The following is a 13,961-nucleotide window of genomic DNA, read 5'->3' as shown; positions in this document are numbered from 1 at the left end:
TCCCGTCAGTTGTGCCCGTGCCCGGGGATGCCGTGGTCGGCGTCCCCGGTCGGCGCGGGTCCGCTCGGGGTGGGATCGGTCGGGGTGGGATCGCCACCGGTCGTCGGTGCGCCGGTGGGCGGGGTGGGCGAGGTGCCGGCGACCACGGTGAACTCGGCGGTGTGCACCGACCCGCCGTGCCGGAAGTCGAGGTAGAGCCGGTAGCTGCCGGCCGAGGGCACCTCGGCGAGGAAGGTGACAGCCGGACCGGGCGGGGTGCGCCCGTCGCCGGGTGTCCCCTCCGGGTGCACGTGCAGGTATGCCAGGTCACCCCGGCGCAGCGCCACGAGATGGCCGTACGCGCCCAGGTAGGGCTCCAGGTCGGTCACCGGCCGCCCGTCCCGGCTGACGGTCAGTGTGAGCGGCGAGGTCCGGCCGGGCTGCACCGCGCCGGCCAGGGTGACCGTGTAGCCGTCGACGGTCGTGCTGGTCGCCGGCGCGGGCAGCGGCCGTTCGGCCAGCGTTCCGGGGACCGTCACGTCCACCCCGAGGGTCAGCGGCTCTCCCCCGGTCGGGGCGAAGTCGGCGAACGCCCGCCACTGCCCGGGGCCGGCCAGTGGGGTGGCGACGCGCCACGTGCCGTCCGGGGCCAGGTCGGGATGCACGTGGCGGAAGCCGGAGAGGTCCCGCCGAGCGACGATGAGATGCATCCGCTTGTCGTGCGCCACGTCGAACCGGGTCACCGGTCGGCCGTCCGGGCCGCCGATCCGAAAGGCGAACTCGCCGGCCGGCGCGGCGACCGGTTCGAGGGTGTAGCCGCGGTCGGCGACGAGCAGGCCGCCGGGGAGCCGGTCGGCCGCCTCATCGTGCTCTCCGTGGCCGGCCGGGCCCGGCTCGTGGGCGGCCCCGTCGTCGTGCCGGTTCTCGGCGACCGGGGCGGCGGGACCGGCCACCTGACCGATCCCGTACGCCGCGCCGAAGACCGCCGCGAGGCCGAGGGCGAATCCGCCCAGTCTGGTCACCGTATTCATGCCGGGCCTCTCGATCAGGCGTCGACGAGGTCGTAGCCGGCCTCGTCGACGGCGGTCCGGACGACTTCCACGTCCAGCGGCTGGTCACTGCTGACGGTGACCCGGCCGGTGGCCAGGTCGACCTGAACCTCGCGCACACCCGCGATGGCGCCGACCTCGGCGCTGACCGAGCTGACGCAGTGCCCACAGGTCATGCCCTGCACCTGGTACGTCGTGTTGACCATCGAACCGTCTCCCTCCGCCACCTCCGAGCCTATACCCCCCAGGGGTAAATCGAAGGCGGACGTCTGTCCTTGTGTTGTACCGGTACCCGGTGGGGGTATCCCCGACAGAAAGGGACAGTACCATACCCCCCAGGGGTAGGCTACCCTGGTCGCCATGACCGCACCCACTCCGATCCGCGGATACACCGCCAGCAAGGATCAACTGCTCGCGCGGCTCCGCCGTGTCGAGGGGCAGGTCCGGGGCATCGAGAAGATGGTCGACGACGACCGCTACTGCATCGACGTGCTCACCCAAATCTCCGCGATCCAGGCCGCGCTGGACAAGGTGGCGCTGGGGCTGCTCGACGGGCACGCGCGGCACTGCATGCACGAGGGCGCCGCCGAGGGCCGGGCCGACGAGATGGCCACCGAGATGATGGCGGCGGTCGGCCGGCTGATGAAGCGCGGCTGAGACCGGGTGACGCTCGCCCGGTCCGACCGGACCGGGCCGTCACTCGGTCTCCGGGTCGAGGCGTACCCCACGCAGCAACTGGGCGTTGAGCGCCACCACGATGGTGGACGCGGACATCAGCACCGCGGCCAGCGCCGGGCTCAACGCCACCCCGGCCCACGCCAGCACCCCGGCCGCCAGCGGCAGCGCCACCACGTTGTAGCCCGCCGCCCAGGCCAGGTTCTGCCGCATCTTCCGGTACGACGCCCGCGAGAGCCGGACCACGGCACCGACCCCGCGCGGGTCCGACGAGGCCAGCACCACCCCGGCGGACTCGATCGCCACATCGGTGCCCGCGCCGATCGCGATGCCGACGTCCGCCCGCGCCAGCGCCGGCGCGTCGTTCACCCCGTCGCCGACCATCGCCACGGTCAACCCCCGCCGCTGAAGCTCGGCCACCCGGCCGTCCTTCTCCGCCGGCAGCACCTCGGCGAAGACCTCGTCGACACCCCGCCGGAAACCCAGGTCGGCGGCGACCGCCTCGGCCACCGGACGGGCGTCACCGGTGATCATGGCGATGGCGCGGACGCCCGCGGCGCGCAGCTCGACGATGGCCTCCCGGGCCTCCGGACGTACCTCGTCGGTCAGCGCGAACGCGCCGAGCACGGCGTCCGGCGGCCGTACCAGGTACAGCACCGCGGCGCCCCGCGCCGACCAGTGGCCGATCGCCGCCTCCAGCTCGGCCGGGAGCGACAGGCCCAGCTGCCGCAGCAGCGCCGGACCGCCCACCGCGTACTGCGTACCGTCGACGGTGGCCTGCACCCCGCGCCCCGGCAGCGACCGGAACCCGACGGCCGGGGCCGGTCCGACGCTCCCGGCCGCCGCCACGATCGCCCGAGCCAGCGGATGCTCGCTGTCGGACTCCACGCCGGCCGCGATCCGCAGCACCTCGTCCCGCGCGACGCCGGGTGCCGTCGCCAGGTCGGTGACCACGTGCTCGCCCCGGGTCAGGGTGCCGGTCTTGTCGAACAGCACCGCGTCGACGGTCCGCATCCGCTCCAGCGCCAACCGGTCCTTGACCAGGATCCCGGACCGCGCGGCCAGTGCGGTGGAGAGCGCGACGACCAACGGAATGGCCAGCCCGAGCGCGTGCGGGCAGGCGATCACGAGGACGGTGACCGCGCGGACCACCGCCTCGTCGGGCCGGCCCAGCGCGGTCCAGACCAGCACGGTCAGCACGGCGGTGCCGGTGGCCAGGTAGAACAACGCGGCCGCGAACCGGTCCGCCAGCAGCTGGGCCCGCCCGCCGGAGCGCTGCGCCTGCGCGACCATCCGCTGGATGCCGGCGAGCGCGGTCTGCTCACCCAGCGCCTCGACGCGGACCCGGATCGCCGAGTCGGTGGCGACGGTGCCGGCCACCACCCGGTCCCCTGCCGACCGGGCGACCGGACGCGACTCTCCGGTGATCATCGACTCGTCCAGCTCGGCGCCGCCGTCGACGATCCGCCCGTCCGCCGGAACCCGCCCACCCGGCCGGACCAGCACCACCTCGCCGACCCGCAGCTCGGTCACCGGCACCGGCTCGACCCGCCCGTCCGCCGCCACCCGCTCGGCATCGTCGGGCAGCAGCGCGGCCAGTGCCGCGAGCGCGCCCCTGGCCTGACCGATGGCCTTCATCTCCTGCCAGTGCCCGAGCAGCATGATGGTGACCAGCGCGGCAAGCTCCCACCAGAAATCCAGGTCGAAGGCGCCCACGCTGGTGGCCAGTGACGCGGTGTAGGCGACGGTGATGGCCATCGCGACCAGCAGCATCATGCCCGGCGCCCGATCGCGGACCTCGCGGACCGCGCCGACCAGGAACGGCCAGCCGCCCCACCAGAACACCACCGAGCCGAGCACGGGCCCGACCCAGGACCGGCCCGGGACGTCCAGCCCGAGGCCGAGCCGGTCCAGCACCAGGTGGCTGGTCAACACCACCGGCACGGTGAGCACGAGGCAGACCCAGAACCGGCGGCGGAACATCGCCGGATCGTGCCCGGCGTGCTTGTCGTGCTGATGTGGCCCGCCGTCGGCGTGTCGCTGGTGGCCACCGGGCCCGGCGTGGCGCTCGTCGGCGGCGGGACGATCGGGGTCGGGCGGCGACGGAGCGGGCATGACTCCAACATGCCGGTCCGGAACCCGCCACGCGAGCGGTTCGACCACCCGACACTCCGGCACGACCTGCGTCCCCGGGTCGGGCTGGTTAGCATTCCGACGATGGCCCTCCGGATCCCGCTACGCAGTTGGGCAGAGGTGCCGCCACGTTGTGGCGTCACCTCCCGCCGACCGGGCCGAGCTTTCACCCTGCGTGGTCACGAGGTCGCCGTCCAGCGATCCGGCGCGCTCGTCGCCGCTTTCCCGCGGCGGCGGTGAACCGACCGGCCCGTCGGCACGTACCCCGCACCGGATCGTTGGGAGTCTCGCATTGGGTTCCGACCACACCCGCTCCGCTCCGTCCGCCCCACCCCGGGTGCGACGGATCCTCGTCGCGACGGTGGTGCCCCTCTTCGTCGCGACCGTGCTCGCCGCGGTCGTGCTCTGGCCTCGCGACGGGTCACCGCGGACCGACGGCGGTGCGAACGTGCCGCGCTACCACGGCACGGTGACCCGGGTGGTGACCGAGCCGTGCCCAGCGGCGGCGCCGAACCCCGAGGGCACACCGAGCGTCGGGGACGGGCCGTGCGGCACGGTGGACGTCCGGGTGAACGACGGGCCGGCCTCCGGCCAGCGGATCCAGACACCCGTGCCCGCCGGACCCGGCGCGCCCCGGGTCGAGGTCGACGACGAGGTCATCCTGGTGGAGCTGACCGACCCGACCGATCCGACCGCCAGCAGTTGGAACATCGCCGAACACCAGCGCGGCGCGCCGCTGCTGTGGCTGGCGGTGATCTTCGCCGCCGCGATCGTCGCGTTCGGCCGGTGGCGGGGCCTGGCCGCTCTGGCCGGGTTGGCCGCCAGCTTCGCCATCCTGCTCACCTTCGTGCTGCCCGGAATCGGCGCCGGCCGGTCGCCGCTGCTGGTAGCGGTGGTCGGTGCCGCGCTGATCATGTTCGTGGTGCTCTACCTGACGCACGGGGTCAGCGCGCAGACCTCGGTCGCGGTGCTCGGCACCCTGGGCAGCCTGGTCCTCACCGGCGTACTGGCCACCATCGTCAGCGGCGCCACGCACCTCACCGGCTTCGGCAGCGAGGACGCCACCACCCTGTCGATGTTCCAGGCCGACGTGGACCTGCACGGCCTGCTGCTCGCCGGGATCATCATCGGCTCGCTCGGGGTGCTCGACGACGTGACCGTCACCCAGGCGGCCACCGTGACCGAGCTGGCCAACGCCAACCCCGGGCTGACCCGGTTGCAGCTCTACCGGGCGGCGACCCGGGTCGGCCGGGCGCACATCGCCTCCACCGTCAACACCATCGTGCTGGCGTACGCGGGCGCCTCGTTGCCGCTGCTGCTCCTGCTCACCGCTGACTCGCGACCGATCGGGCAGATCCTGACCAGCGAGTTCCTCGCGCAGGAGATCGTCCGCAGCGGGGTCGCCACGCTCGGGCTGATCGCCGCCGTACCGCTGACCACCGGGCTGGCCGCGATGGTGACCGCAGCCGGCCGGCAGACCACCGCGCCCGCCGCCGAAGCGCCCGCCCCGCGACCCCAGCCCGACCGCGCCGAGGCACTGGCGGCGCTGAGCTCCCCGCGCACGGATCGGCCCGACCTCACGTCGCCCGACCCGACGCGGACCACACCCTCATCCACCGCCACCGACCGGTGGCCAGAGCCGAACAGGAGCACGGATACGGCATGGTGACACTCCTCAACGTGACCACGTCGGGCGTCCGCCCTGAGAACCGCATCACTGGTCACTCAGCGCCATGGCGAAATGACGCTTTTAGTCGGTATCAGGGCGTAGCTCAGCCGGTGGGCTCTCGGGTAACCTCACTGCCGGTTACCGATGAAGGCGCGAAGCGGCGCCTGCGGTGCCACCGCCCAATCGCCAACCGGCGAGCCGGGAACCCAGGTACGTGGGGTGAATCCGCGACAGCGGTAGGGGCCACTTCCGCCCCGAACCCGTCAGCTAACCCGGTCGGCGGTCGACGGAAGGGAACATTGTGACGGCACCCCTACGCCGCTGGTTGACACCCGTGGTGGCCGTGATCGCCGCACTGACCGTGCTCGCCGGGCCCCTCCCGGCGCAGGCCGCCCCGACGACCCCCACACCGTCCGGGCACGAGGAGGACGGCGAGCCCCAGTTGCTCAACGACGTGATCGAGCAGACCAACCGCAAATTCTCCGCGGCCAAGTCCAAACTGAACACGTCGAAGAAGAAGCAGCTGCAGCTGGCGCTGGAGGTCGACCGGGCCAAGGCCGACCTGAACGCACTGGCGCCGCAGGTCGGGCAGATCGCCGCCCAGTCGTACCGCACCGGCCGGATCGGCCCGCTGGCGATGCTGCTGGAGAGCGAAGCCCCGGACTCGTTCGTCCAACGTGCCGCCGCGCTCGATGAGATGAACATGGTCAACGAGAAGAAGCTCGCCGAGGTCAACGCGGTGAAGACCCGCGCTGAGCAGGCCAAGCTGGCCCTCGACGCGGAGGTCCGCGAGCAGCAGAAGCAGACCGCCCTGATGGCCAAGGAGAAGCGCGAAGCGGACAAGGCCCTCGCCCTGGTCGGTGGGAAGGGCTTCACCGGCGGGCTGGTGTCGGCCACCTCACCGGTCGCCCGGCTCGGCCCGGGCCGGACCGCCGACGGCGACTGGAAGTCCGAGTCGTGCAGCCAGAACGACCCGACCACGTCCGGCTGCGTCACCCCGCGCACGCTGCACGCGTACAAGGAGGTCAAGCGGGCCGGATTCAACCGGTTCGTCGGCTGCTACCGATCCGGGGGGCCGTGGGAGCACCCGAAGGGCCGCGCCTGCGACTGGTCTCTGCAGAAGAGCGGCTTCAGCCCGTGGCACAACGAGGACACCCGGACGTACGGCAACAACGTCGCCGCGTTCCTCATCCGCAACGCCGACCGGCTCGGCATCTACTACGTGATCTGGAACCGGCAGATCTGGTTCCCGGCGACCGGCTGGAAGTCGTACAGCGGGCCGTCGAACCACACCGACCACGTACACATGTCGCTGCTCTGACCCACGCTCTCCGTCGAGGGCCGTTCCGCGTGACGCGGAGCGGCCCTCGACGCGTTCAGGCGGCGGGCGCGGCCGGACCGACCGGCGTGCTGGCGTCGATCGGTCCGTCGAGCGTCGTGGCCGGCACGGCGGCCACCGGACGCACCACTCCGGCGGCCAGCCGGTACGACACCCCTACCACCGCGCACCGCCCCCGCTCCACCTCGGTGGCCAGCACGGGCGACTGCCCGAGCAGCGCCTCGACGGTCTGTGCGATGTGGATGTCGACGATGCGGCCGATGTCGTCCACCCCCTCCGCCTCGGCCCGACGCAGGCTGGGCAGCACGGCGTCGACCACCGCGCCCAGGTGCCCCTGGGGCGGGTTGCCGGTGGCTGCCGACTCACGGGCGGCCTGCACCGCACCGCACGAGTCGTGGCCGAGCACCACCACCAGCGGGGTGCCGAGCACGGTCACCGCGTACTCCACGCTGCCCAGCACCTCCGGGCCGGTGGTGTGCCCGGCGGTACGGACCACGAACAGGTCGCCCAGCCCACGATCGAAGATGATCTCGGCGGCCAACCGTGAGTCGGAGCAGCCGACGATCACCGCGAAGGGGTGCTGCCCGTCGGCCACCGCGGCCCGGTGTCCGGCATCCTGGTTGGGGTGGCGGGGTGCGCCGCGGACGAAGCGCCGGTTCCCGGCGATCAGCTCGGCGTACGCCTGGGCCGGCTCGGTGAGTGCCGGCGTCGGGTCGGCAGTACGCTGCGAACCCGGCTGCTGGCCGGGTGTACCGGGACGGCTCATCCCCGCACCTCTTTCCACGCGTTGACCTGCTCAACCGACTCATCAGCGGGGCGGCGGCGGGCGCTGGTCCGGGTTCCACGGTCACACGCACCACAAGATGCGTCAAGTTATACGTGATATAGATTTCATACGTTGCCCCTCGGAGCGCCGCTCCGGCGACGCTCCAGGGGGTACGAAGCACCGGAGAGGCGGACCCACGATGGCGAGCTCGGCGACGGCGGCTGGCGACACCGGCGGCCGGAACTGGACGTTCCTCACCAACCACGGGCACGTTCTGCTGGCCATCGGCCGCGACCCCACCGCCCGGCTGCGCGACGTGGCGGCCGAGGTCGGCGTGACCGAGCGGGCCGCGCAGGCGATCGTCGCCGACCTGGAGGCCGGCGGCTACCTGCGCCGCACCCGGGTCGGGCGGCGCAACGAGTACACCCTCAACCCGGCCGGCCACTTCCGGCACCCCGCCGAGGCCGACCGCCAGGTCGGTGCTCTGCTCGCGCTCTTCGCCGAGACACCCGCCCCGGAGGCCGCCCCCCGCTCCTGAGCGCCCTCGCCGGGCCGTTGCCCGACCGCGACACAGCGGTAATCTCTGCGGGTGCGCGAATGCCTGCCGTTGAGCGCGACCGACCCGTCCCGCCGCCGTACCGGACGTGCCGTCCACGCTGTCCTCAGTGGAGCGCTGGCGGTCCTGCTCGGCGCCGCCCTGGCGGTCGTCCCCTCCCCGGCGGTCGCGGCGCCGCCCACCTGTGGCCCAGGTGGCGAGGACGGCCTGGTGGAGATGCCGTGGGCACTGCGCCGGCTGGACCCGGCCTCGGCGTGGCCGCTGTCCCGGGGCGCCGGCGTGACGGTGGCGGTCATCGACTCCGGGGTCTCCGCCGTCCACCCGCTGCTCAAGGGCCAGGTGCTTGAGGGCCGGGACTTCAACGGCCTGCCGGCCAGGCAGGGCCAGTGCGACGAGGCCGGGCACGGCACGATGGTGGCCGGCATCATCGCCGGCAAGGAGGGCACCGGCGTGCCGTTCAGCGGCATCGCCCCGGCGGCCCGCATCCTGCCGATCCGGGTGCTGCCGGACACCAAGGGCACCAACGACGAGGCGCTGCCCGGGCAGATCGCCGCGGCCATCGACTACGCGGTCGGGCAGGGCGCCGACGTGATCAACCTGTCCCTGGTGACCCTGGACCGCCCCGAACTGGAGGCGGCGGTCAAGAACGCGCTCGCGAAGCGGGTGGTGCTGGTTGCCGCCGCCGGCAACCGGCAGGAGCAGCAGCAGGAGAAGACGGGTTACCCGGCCGCGTACGAGGGTGTGATCGCGGTGGCCGGCGTCGACGAGCAGGGCGGCCACGTGGGCACCTCGGTCAGCGGCGCCTACGTCGACGTCGCCGCACCGGGGTTGAACATCGTCGGCCCGGCCCCGCGCGGGAGCGGCTACCGCGCCGAGCCGACCGGCGGCACCAGCTTCGCCGCCGCGTACGTGTCGGGAGTGGCCGCGCTGGTCCGGGCAGCCCACCCGCAACTCGACCCACAACAGGTCGCCGACCGGCTGGAACGGACCGCGGACAACCCGCCGGACGGGCACAACGCCGAGATCGGCTACGGCGTGGTCAACCCGTACCGAGCCGTGTCGAGCCTGCTGGGCACTCGTACCGATCCGCCCGCCGGTGCGCTCCCCGCGCCCGCCCGGTCGGACGACCCGCTGGGCTGGCAACGCAGCGCCGCGATCTGGGCGGCGGCGGTCGGCGGGCTGCTCGCCGCGCTGCTGCTGGCCGCCCGGCCGATCATGAATCGAGGCCGCCGACGCGGCTGGCGCCCGGGACGGCGCACCGACGCAGCGATCACCAACTGACCGGCGCCGCTTGATCGCGCCTGGCACGGTCTCCGGCGGCCGTGCCCGCCACGGCACCGACGAGTCGTCCCCGTCGGTGCCGTGCCGTCCTGACGATCAGCGCAGGATGCCGGAGGTGCCGCCCCCGTCCGCGCCCCACACGTCCTCGTCCTCCTCCAGCCAAGTGTTGCGGGGAGTCTCCTCCTCGCCGTAGCCGGCGCCCGCACCGGCGCCCATCCCGGCCATACCCGCGCCTCGCGCACCCGCGCCGCGGCCGCCGGCCCCGGCACCCGTCGCGCCCCGACCGGCACCGCCCCGGCCGGCACCGCCGCCGGCGGCGCCACCCATCCCGGGTGCCATGCCGCCGCCCGCGCCCAACTTGCCGCCCGCGCCGACGCGACCGCCGCCCCGGCCACCACCGCGGCCGGCGCCCGCCGCGCCACCACCCATCATCGGGCCCATGTTGGGGGAGACCGCCCGGCCGAGAGCGCCACCGCCCGCGAGAGCGCCCGTGCCAGCGCCGGCTCCGGCGCTACCCAGGCCGCCGCCGCTGCCGAGCCCACCGGCACCGCCGAGACCGGAGGAGCCCAGGCCGCCGCCCCCCAGGCCGGAGCCGAGACCGGGCGTCCCGCCGCCGCCGGCACCCGCGAGCCCGCTGCTGTAGTCGTCCTCCAGACCCCCGGTGCCCGGCACCCCGCCGGTGCCGGGGTAAGCGCCCGAGCCGGTGCCGTACCCACCGGAGAGGTCGGGGTGCGTGCCGGAACCGCCGGGCAGGTTGCCGGTGTCCGGCATGCCGTTGGCGTCGATCGAGGGCCTGGCGCCCAGGTCGCCGATGGACGGTTTGCCGCCGCCGATGTCCGGTACGCCACCGACCCCGCCACCACCGCCGCCACCGTTGTCCAGCTTCGGAATCTCGGTCTTCGGTGTCTGGTTCTGGAAGCCGCTCGCGTCACCCGGGGTGCCCGGGGCGATGTTCTGGTAGTCGCCGCTGACCCGCTGGTATACGCCCGCAGCCTCGTCGGACCGGTCGTTGATCCAGTCGGCGACCGCGGTCACCGGATCCAACCAGCCGAGGAAATCCGGCGCCACCTTGGCCTCGAAGAAGCCCACGCTGAGGGTCAGCTTGGCGTTCCGCGCCTCCAGCACGTCGTTGACGCAGGTCGCCGGGACCGGGAAGTCCCGCTGGGCGGCGGTGAGTTTCTCCGCGGCGCTCTTGAGCGACTGGACGATGCCGGTGCCCTTCTCGGCGTCCGCCACGATGTTCCCGGTGTCCTTGGCGATCTGCTCGACGTGCCCCTTGAACGCCTCGTACGCGGGGCCCTTCCAGACCGTGCCCAGGTCCTTGATGTTGGTGTCGAGACTCTGCTTGACGTTGTCGAGATTCTTGATCAGCTGCTCCCAGCCAAGGGCGGCGCTCTCCACGTCACCCGGCCGGCCGTCGATGACGACCTTCTGGCACATCTCTTCCCAGCTCAGGCCCATCTGCGTCCTCCCCGTTCTAGCGACCGTCGCCGTTGCCGGCCACGTCGCCGAAGACCCGCTGCATGTCGGCGGCGGACATCGCGTTGGCGTGCTCCGCCGTCTCGTAGTTCTCCTTGACCTGACGCAGTGCCTCCGCCGCGTCGTACAGGCTCTGGGAGAGCCGCCGGACGCCGCTCTCGGTGCCCTGGTAGAGCCCCTGGTGCTTGGCGGCCAAGCGACCGGCCCAGTCGAAGCCACCGAGCGGGCTCGCCGGGCCCCCGGGCGCCCCGGTCGCCGCGCCGGCGGCCGCGCCGCCCATCAGGTCCTGGATGTCGACCATGTCGTAGGAGAGCTTGTTCAGGTACGCCGCGTGGGTCTCCAGCCAGTCGATGGCCGAGTCCAGGCTGGTGGCGTCCCACTCGGTCTTGACGCCCGCCTCGCCGGGCGCGGTGACCAGACCCTTCGGCGTCGCGGCGTGGTTGACGTTGTCGATCTCGAAGCCGGTCACTGCCAGACCCGGCGTCATCACCCCGGCCGCCGGGACCGGGATGTAGATGTCGTTTGCCTCGAACCGTTCCGGCTGCTTGGTCGTGTCGTCCGTCATCGGTCCCCTCCCCGAAAACCTGACTGGTGGTCCGCGCTCACTGCTGCTGTGGGCCGGTTGGCGGTGGAGCGTGCCCCGGGCCGGCACCCGGCCAACCAGGCCCGCCCGACGGCGGTGCCGGCGCGGCCTGAGCCGGCGGGTAGCCGGGCGCGGGTTGGCCCGGCGGCGGATAACCCGGCGTGGTCTGAGCCGGCGGATAGCCCGGCGGCGGATACCCGGGCGCGGGCTGGCCCGCCGGCGGACCGTAGCCCGGGCCGGGATGTTGCGGTGGAGCCTGACCCGCTGACGTCGGCCAACCGGGCGGACCCGCGGGCCAACCCGGCGGCGGCCCCGGGGGGCCGGAAAGCGGACCGCCGACGGCCACCCCCTTACGCCGCTTGCGACGCCGCAGCACCACCAGCAGGATGACCAGCGCGACAATCGGCACAGCCAGGCAGAGCCCCACCTGGACGATGGCGCCGGCTTTGTTGGTGACCCCGAACTCGACCGCCGAGCCGCCATCGTCGCCGGGCCGGGCGGCGCCACCGCCGGGCCGGGTCGGGTCGGCCGCCGTGCCCTCCAGCAGCGGATTGGCCGTCACCGCCGGCACCGAACGGGTCAGCGCGGCGAGCGGGTCGACCGCACCGAAGCCGAACTGCGGGTCCCGACCGGCCGGCCCGGCATCCCGAGCGGTCTTGACCAGCCGGTTGATGACGTTGACCGCGTCGAGGTTCGGATATTTGGCCCGGACCAGCGCCGCCACCCCGGAGAGGATGGCGGCCGCCGAGCTGGTGCCGCTGGCCACCGTGTAGCCGTTCGGCGAGACCGCCTTGGGCGCCGGCCCGATGATGCTCTCCATGGGTGCGGCGAGCACGATCTCCGGGCCCTGCACCGAGCCGGCGAAGAAGCCACCGCGCTTGTTCAGCCCCGAGACGGCGATCACGCCGGGGATGTTGGCCGGGAGGGTGACCTGCCGGTCGCCCTCCTCGATGTTTCCGGCGGAGACGACCACCACCGCGTCCTTGCCCAACGCGTACTTGACGGCGTCCGTCAGGTCCGGATCGGGGCGAGCCGGGTCGCCACCGTAGGAGATGTTGATGACGTCCGCGCCCGCGTCCGCCGCCCAGCGGATTGCGAGGACCATGTCGACGCTGGCCGCACGGGGCCCCATGGAGACCGGGAGGATCTTCGCGGCCGGCGCGATGCCCAACTCCCGCGTCGTGCCCCCGCCGCGGCCGGCGATGATGCCGGCCATCGAGGTGCCGTGCCCGGACTCCGCGTCGTCGTCGCGCCGCCCGTCGGGAGCGGCGGCAGCATTCACGCCGTGCCCCGGCAGCACCTGACCGCGCAGGTCAGGGTGCGAAGGATCCACACCGGAGTCGACGACCGCGACCACGACGCCCTTGCCCCGGGTGATCTCGTGCGCCTGGGGAATCTTCAGCGAGTCGAGATACCACTGCAGGCCACGGACCGTGTCGGCGGCGCGGGCGGGTGCCGGGACCGCGGTGGAGGCCATCGCGGCACACAACGCCAACACGGCCGCGGCGGTGACCCGCGCCGAACGGAAAGACTTCCCCGTACCCATCGCTCTCCCAGAACCTGTGTCGACGCCAACGCAATGCGGCTCCGGTCCGGTCGAACCGGACCGGAGCCGCACCGGTGATTGTCTCAGCCCCACACCTTGGCGTTGCTCATCTCGGTGGAGACGTAGTTCTCGCGGGCGATGCCGACGGCGCCGCCGATCTCGTTCAGGATCCGGTTGATGTCCCGGACCGACGAGTCCCACTTCGCCTGGTGCTGCTCGTAGGCTGCCCGGTCCTCGCCGTCCCACTGGAGCTTGGACAGCATCGACCGCAGCGTGTCCAGCTTCTCGTCGATGGTCTTCGAGATGGCCTGCATCTGCTGGTTGCTGCTCTCGAGGACCGCGTAGTCAACCTTGATCGTCACGATTTCCTCCTCTGCTAACTACGGGATCACGGGTTGAGAGCAGAGTGGAACTTGTCCAGCATCTGCTGCTGCTCTTCGTCGTTGACCTGGTGCGTCGTACCCGACTTGTCGAGCAGGTCAGCGATGCTGTCCATCGCCGTCAGCAGGTTGACGGTGTCCTCGTTCCAGCGCTGCATGAGCGACTGGAAGCCAGTGGACGCCTGACCCTTCCACGCCATGGCCAGGTCGTCGACTACGTTCCACAGCTTCTTCAGCTCGCCGTCGACCTCGCTGCGCGTGGACCGCACGTCACTCGCGGCGGTATGCAGAGTCGCAGCTTCGACCTCGAACGCCATGCTTCACACCCTTCCGTCATGTTGTGGCGGCGGCTTTGCCGCGCCCCTCCCCCGCGGCAAGGCAGCAACACCCCACCGACGGACACTCCAGTGAAGACCGTAGCGGAACCGGTCCAGCCCGCGCAGCCCTGACCGGCCACGTTCGATGGATAGTGATGAATCAGGGCACGCGGATCCGATGGTCCGCGGCAATTCGAGCGTTCCGTGGC

At 72.8% G+C, this 13,961-nt stretch carries 14 protein-coding genes and 1 riboswitch; of the genes, 5 read left to right on the top strand and 9 right to left on the bottom strand.

The annotated features are described in order from the left end of the window. Positions 1 to 5: 5 nt before the first annotated feature. Positions 6 to 1,010, bottom strand: a complete 1,005-nt coding sequence (locus tag ACWD6N_RS04280; RefSeq protein WP_354964456.1) for a hypothetical protein — start codon at positions 1,008 to 1,010, stop codon at positions 6 to 8. 14 nt (positions 1,011 to 1,024) lie between these two features. Further along, on the bottom strand, positions 1,025 to 1,234 hold the full coding sequence (locus ACWD6N_RS04275; protein WP_387322942.1) for a heavy-metal-associated domain-containing protein: 210 nt from the start codon (positions 1,232 to 1,234) through the stop codon (positions 1,025 to 1,027). 154 nt (positions 1,235 to 1,388) lie between these two features. Between ACWD6N_RS04275 and ACWD6N_RS04270 the strand changes: the two genes are divergently transcribed. Further along, on the top strand, positions 1,389 to 1,685 hold the full coding sequence (locus ACWD6N_RS04270; RefSeq protein WP_030329541.1) for a metal-sensitive transcriptional regulator: 297 nt from the start codon (positions 1,389 to 1,391) through the stop codon (positions 1,683 to 1,685). Positions 1,686 to 1,724: 39 nt separating this feature from the next. On the opposite strand, the gene ACWD6N_RS04265 is transcribed toward ACWD6N_RS04270, so the two are convergent. Then, positions 1,725 to 3,818 (bottom strand): heavy metal translocating P-type ATPase, encoded by a 2,094-nt coding sequence (locus tag ACWD6N_RS04265; protein ID WP_449938629.1) that lies wholly within the window; start codon positions 3,816 to 3,818, stop codon positions 1,725 to 1,727. 310 nt (positions 3,819 to 4,128) lie between these two features. On the opposite strand from ACWD6N_RS04265, the gene ACWD6N_RS04260 reads away from it, so the two are divergent. Both ACWD6N_RS04260 and ACWD6N_RS04255 read left to right on the top strand, forming a co-directional pair. Next, positions 4,129 to 5,505, top strand: a complete 1,377-nt coding sequence (locus ACWD6N_RS04260; RefSeq protein WP_354964454.1) for a YibE/F family protein — start codon at positions 4,129 to 4,131, stop codon at positions 5,503 to 5,505. Between the two features lie 166 nt (positions 5,506 to 5,671). Continuing rightward, positions 5,672 to 5,802, top strand: a riboswitch (cyclic di-AMP (ydaO/yuaA leader). Positions 5,803 to 5,806: 4 nt separating this feature from the next. Next, on the top strand, positions 5,807 to 6,826 hold the full coding sequence (locus ACWD6N_RS04255) for a coiled-coil domain-containing protein (RefSeq protein WP_354964453.1): 1,020 nt from the start codon (positions 5,807 to 5,809) through the stop codon (positions 6,824 to 6,826). A gap of 55 nt (positions 6,827 to 6,881) precedes the next feature. On the opposite strand, the gene ACWD6N_RS04250 is transcribed toward ACWD6N_RS04255, so the two are convergent. Then, positions 6,882 to 7,610, bottom strand: coding sequence for a carbonic anhydrase (locus ACWD6N_RS04250; protein WP_354964452.1), 729 nt, complete (start codon positions 7,608 to 7,610; stop codon positions 6,882 to 6,884). A gap of 199 nt (positions 7,611 to 7,809) precedes the next feature. On the opposite strand from ACWD6N_RS04250, the gene ACWD6N_RS04245 reads away from it, so the two are divergent. Then, positions 7,810 to 8,148 carry a helix-turn-helix transcriptional regulator gene (locus ACWD6N_RS04245; protein ID WP_354964451.1) on the top strand — a complete coding sequence of 113 codons (339 nt, stop codon included), beginning with the start codon at positions 7,810 to 7,812 and terminating at the stop codon, positions 8,146 to 8,148. 51 nt (positions 8,149 to 8,199) lie between these two features. Further along, a complete protein-coding gene (gene mycP, locus ACWD6N_RS04240) occupies positions 8,200 to 9,447 on the top strand; it encodes a type VII secretion-associated serine protease mycosin (protein ID WP_354964450.1) in 1,248 nt (415 codons plus the stop codon). Positions 9,448 to 9,543: 96 nt separating this feature from the next. Here mycP and ACWD6N_RS04235 read toward each other — a convergent pair whose 3' ends face one another. The 5 genes from ACWD6N_RS04235 to ACWD6N_RS04215 form a co-directional block, all read right to left on the bottom strand. Further along, positions 9,544 to 10,908 carry a WXG100 family type VII secretion target gene (locus tag ACWD6N_RS04235; protein ID WP_354964449.1) on the bottom strand — a complete coding sequence of 455 codons (1,365 nt, stop codon included), beginning with the start codon at positions 10,906 to 10,908 and terminating at the stop codon, positions 9,544 to 9,546. Positions 10,909 to 10,924: 16 nt separating this feature from the next. Further along, positions 10,925 to 11,491 carry a WXG100 family type VII secretion target gene (locus ACWD6N_RS04230; RefSeq protein WP_354964448.1) on the bottom strand — a complete coding sequence of 189 codons (567 nt, stop codon included), beginning with the start codon at positions 11,489 to 11,491 and terminating at the stop codon, positions 10,925 to 10,927. A 37-nt stretch (positions 11,492 to 11,528) separates the two neighbouring features. After that, entirely contained in the window at positions 11,529 to 13,055 is a 1,527-nt protein-coding gene (locus ACWD6N_RS04225; RefSeq protein ID WP_450004479.1) for a S8 family serine peptidase, read from the bottom strand. A gap of 83 nt (positions 13,056 to 13,138) precedes the next feature. Beyond that, positions 13,139 to 13,417, bottom strand: coding sequence for a WXG100 family type VII secretion target (locus tag ACWD6N_RS04220; protein WP_074316323.1), 279 nt, complete (start codon positions 13,415 to 13,417; stop codon positions 13,139 to 13,141). A gap of 26 nt (positions 13,418 to 13,443) precedes the next feature. Next, complete coding sequence (locus ACWD6N_RS04215; protein WP_074316322.1) at positions 13,444 to 13,752, bottom strand: WXG100 family type VII secretion target; 309 nt, start codon at positions 13,750 to 13,752, stop codon at positions 13,444 to 13,446. Positions 13,753 to 13,961 lie beyond the last annotated feature (209 nt).

The organism is Micromonospora sp. NPDC005163 (genome assembly GCF_053599835.1).
This window is presented reverse-complemented; position numbering and strand designations above follow the sequence as displayed.

Bases quoted from the DNA above. Each gene is read 5' to 3' on its own strand.
- ACWD6N_RS04280 (WP_354964456.1), bottom strand. From the start codon at position 1,010: ATGAATACGGTGACCAGACTGGGCGGATTCGCCCTCGGCCTCGCGGCG.
- ACWD6N_RS04215 (WP_074316322.1), bottom strand. From the start codon at position 13,752: ATGGCGTTCGAGGTCGAAGCTGCGACTCTGCATACCGCCGCGAGTGAC.
- ACWD6N_RS04235 (WP_354964449.1), bottom strand. From the start codon at position 10,908: ATGGGCCTGAGCTGGGAAGAGATGTGCCAGAAGGTCGTCATCGACGGC.
- ACWD6N_RS04270 (WP_030329541.1), top strand. From the start codon at position 1,389: ATGACCGCACCCACTCCGATCCGCGGATACACCGCCAGCAAGGATCAA.
- ACWD6N_RS04250 (WP_354964452.1), bottom strand. From the start codon at position 7,610: ATGAGCCGTCCCGGTACACCCGGCCAGCAGCCGGGTTCGCAGCGTACT.
- ACWD6N_RS04225 (WP_450004479.1), bottom strand. From the start codon at position 13,055: ATGGGTACGGGGAAGTCTTTCCGTTCGGCGCGGGTCACCGCCGCGGCC.
- ACWD6N_RS04245 (WP_354964451.1), top strand. From the start codon at position 7,810: ATGGCGAGCTCGGCGACGGCGGCTGGCGACACCGGCGGCCGGAACTGG.
- ACWD6N_RS04265 (WP_449938629.1), bottom strand. From the start codon at position 3,818: ATGCCCGCTCCGTCGCCGCCCGACCCCGATCGTCCCGCCGCCGACGAG.
- ACWD6N_RS04275 (WP_387322942.1), bottom strand. From the start codon at position 1,234: ATGGTCAACACGACGTACCAGGTGCAGGGCATGACCTGTGGGCACTGC.
- ACWD6N_RS04230 (WP_354964448.1), bottom strand. From the start codon at position 11,491: ATGACGGACGACACGACCAAGCAGCCGGAACGGTTCGAGGCAAACGAC.